Annotated in this window: 3 protein-coding genes; all 3 read right to left on the reverse strand. The window is 66.0% G+C overall.

The genetic code is table 11. The annotated features are described in order from the left end of the window. Positions 1-267: 267 nt before the first annotated feature. The 3 genes from VF632_RS03870 to VF632_RS03880 all read right to left on the reverse strand — a co-directional run bounded on the left by VF632_RS03870 (position 268) and on the right by VF632_RS03880 (position 2,738). A complete protein-coding gene (locus VF632_RS03870) occupies positions 268-405 on the reverse strand; it encodes a hypothetical protein (protein WP_331021535.1) in 138 nt (45 codons plus the stop codon). Positions 406-502: 97 nt separating this feature from the next. Beyond that, positions 503-1,921 (reverse strand): transposase, encoded by a 1,419-nt coding sequence (locus tag VF632_RS03875; protein WP_331021536.1) that lies wholly within the window; start codon positions 1,919-1,921, stop codon positions 503-505. 169 nt (positions 1,922-2,090) lie between these two features. Continuing rightward, positions 2,091-2,738, reverse strand: coding sequence for a ParA family protein (locus VF632_RS03880; protein ID WP_331021537.1), 648 nt, complete (start codon positions 2,736-2,738; stop codon positions 2,091-2,093). Positions 2,739-2,898 lie beyond the last annotated feature (160 nt).

Consider the following 2,898-nt stretch of genomic DNA (forward strand, 5'->3'; position numbering starts at 1 on the left):
GATCTCGCTCGCGCTCTGGGCGAAGGCGCCCGTGGCCAGCAGAGTGCCAGCCGCGACCGCGATGAGCGTTTTGGTGAGCTTGGTTATTGTATCCTCTCCTCTTGGTTTCCGCAGCGGTCCCCTTGCGCCGGACCTGCTTGCTCCGAGCCGGGCGGCGCCGCCGCCTGGGATGTTGCGGGGATCGGTATGGCGACGAGGCGACCGGTCCGTTCCTGTGCGGGCCATGCCCGGCCGCCTGATCTGATCGAGACTTCGTGGCGGGGCGGCCTAGATCCGTGACAGCCCACCATCGTCGACGAGTTCCGTGCCGATGACGTAGGAGCTGTCAAAGTCTGTCAGGAACAGCGCGGTGCCGAGGCTGCGCTCGGCTCTGACGCTGACCACGATGACGGTGCGTCTGCTCATTCTAGAGCCTGTTGCGGAATCGCTGCTGGCGGGGTGCTGGTGTGATGGAAAGGGTGCGGAAGAGCTGGGAAGTGCCACGAATGGGTGGAAAGCCGCCTCAGGCGGCCTTCCTTTCCCTTTCGTGCGCGCGTTTCCCGACCTTCGTGGCACGCTGGACAGAGTCCGAGTGTAGCTTCCGCAGATTGTGCACGGCGGCATGCAGGTTCCACTCACCGCGACAGCGCTCCAGCCCGCGCATGCTGAAGTGGCGAGCGCCCTGACGGTCCTTCATCTGCCCGAACACCGGCTCGACGGAGGCGCCGCGGCGGCGATAGCGGTCCCGCCCGTGCCTGGTGCGCAGCTTGCGGTCCATCCGCTCGCGCGCGGTCATGTTGTTCGGCTTGCGTCCCCGCGGCGGCGGCGCATCGCGTAGGACGGCGCGTTGCTTGTGATCCTTCTGCGTGGCGATGATCAGTTCGCACTCCGCGGTCTCGCTGGCGGCGTTAGCCTCCGACCAGTAGCCGGCATCCGCCACCGCGGCCCCCAGCACGACCGTGTCCTTGTCGTCGTTGTCGGCCACCGTGGTGATGTTGGCCTGCGCCTGCGCCAGCATCGGCTGGAGTTGCTGCACGTCATTGGCGTCCGTGGTGACGTCGGTGGCAATGATGATCTGGCCGGTGGTGACCACGATCTGGGCGTTGTAGCCCTGCAGCCAGCCGCGGCGCGTCTTCATGATGCCGCAGTCGGGATCGGTGATGCAGGCGTTGGTGTCGGGATCGATGCTGGGGTCGGCGGGCTTCGGCTTGCGGCCACGCTTGCGCTTGCCGGTGACCTGCTCCTCCGCCTGCCGGGCGTCGATCTTGGCCTGCTGGCGCGCTGCTGCCGCTGCGGCTCGGCGTTGCAGCTTCTCCTGGCACTGGCGCAGCCGCGCCAGCCGATCCGCCCGCCGCGCCAGCGCCTTCGGCAAGGTCGCGCCCTGCTGCACGGCGGGCCGGCTGTCGTCCTTGGCGTCGGCCGCCTCGGCCTCGGCCAGGATCTTCTCGATTTCCGCCTCGATGCTGGCTGCTGTGCGGTTGGCTTCCAGCGACGCGTTGCCTTGTACTTTGGTGCCGTCCAGCGCCACCAGGCCCAGCCGCACCAGCCCCGCTTCCCGGCACAGCCGCAACACAGCAAGGAACACCGCCTTCATCGCGGCGGCATGGCACTGGCGGAACCGCGCGATCACCGTGTGGTCCGGCTGATGCTCGGCGACGATGAAGCGGTAGCCGGCGTCACGCTGGCATAGCCGCTCGATCGCCCGGCTCGAGCGTACGCCCTGCGAATAGGCGTAGATCAGCAGGGCCAGCAGCACCTGCGGTGCGAACGGCGGCTGTCCGGCACGGCCGAGCTTGTAGCTGACCTCGAACTTCGAGAGGTCCATCAGCTCCACCGCCTCGACGATCAGGTGGACGATGTCGTTCTCCGGCAGCCACTCCATCATGTCGGCCGGCAGCAGCGCCTTCTGGCGGCGCTCGGCTTCGCGGAAGTGGTGCGCCATCGGTCGATCCGTGCCAGTGCGTCGAACCAATCGAATCAGGCCGACCCACCGCAGTCAATGATAACTCAATGCGTTGTCGACCGGATCGCGTTGCAGAGGCGAATTGTGCAACAGGCACCAGGGTACCTCGCTATTGCGGTAGTAAGTATATCGGTACCAGGCTACCGCGCTATCTTACGGGTCCTGGAAGCCACTCGAAGCCGCGCAATTCATCTACCAAACGTTCGATCTCTACCGCTGCCGGCGCTTGGCGCGGCAGCCGACCGTTGTGGGTCAACTCCGTATATGCGACGACCTGACTGAGCGTGGTCGCCAGAAGGGGTAGGCCGGCGCTTTCGACCTCTCCACGGGCGTGCTGTGCCACAGCGGTCCGAGCATTAACCTTATTTCGCAGCACTCGCGCCGGAATGTCTCGGCGCGCGGCCCGGGCAAGGCCTTGGGCGAGTTGCACGGTCCTAGTGGCCTCGGCGATGTCGGCACGGCTCGCCAGCATTGGGACAATCACGGCGTCCGCGCTGGCAATCGCCGCGGCGGCTGCTTGGTTGCCGAAGCCTGCCGTGTCGACGATCAGCAAATCGGTCGAGGCCGCGAGGTCGGGGATCCGATGTGCCAGCCGTGCGGCGTCCGGCTCGGCCTCGACCACGAAGGCCGGGCCATCCCATACGTTGGCCCGCCAGTCAGCGAGGGCGCCGTTCGGGTCGGCGTCTATGGCCGCCACACGTAACCCGCCGGTTGCAAGGCGACTTGCCAATACCATGGACACAAGGGTCTTGCCGACACCTCCCTTGCTCGATGCAACCACGATGATCTTTGCCATGCTCGCTTCTCTGGATAGCAATCTACCTGGCTACCATAAAAGCAAGCTACCTAAAACAAATGGACACCGCGAGGCAGGTCGCCCGGCCGATGGACATCCGGCTACGCTACGGCATCAACACCCATCTTGAGGACGAAGGCCTCGCCACCCCGGCGGTAAT

It is taken from the genome of Longimicrobium sp., assembly GCF_036388275.1.
In the GTDB taxonomy this organism is placed as follows: Bacteria; Gemmatimonadota; Gemmatimonadetes; order Longimicrobiales; family Longimicrobiaceae; genus Longimicrobium.

Excerpts from the sequence above, each read along its gene's own strand:
- VF632_RS03870 (WP_331021535.1), bottom strand. The coding sequence starts at position 405 with ATGAGCAGACGCACCGTCATCGTGGTCAGCGTCAGAGCCGAGCGCAGC.
- VF632_RS03875 (WP_331021536.1), bottom strand. The coding sequence starts at position 1,921 with ATGGCGCACCACTTCCGCGAAGCCGAGCGCCGCCAGAAGGCGCTGCTG.
- VF632_RS03880 (WP_331021537.1), bottom strand. The coding sequence starts at position 2,738 with ATGGCAAAGATCATCGTGGTTGCATCGAGCAAGGGAGGTGTCGGCAAG.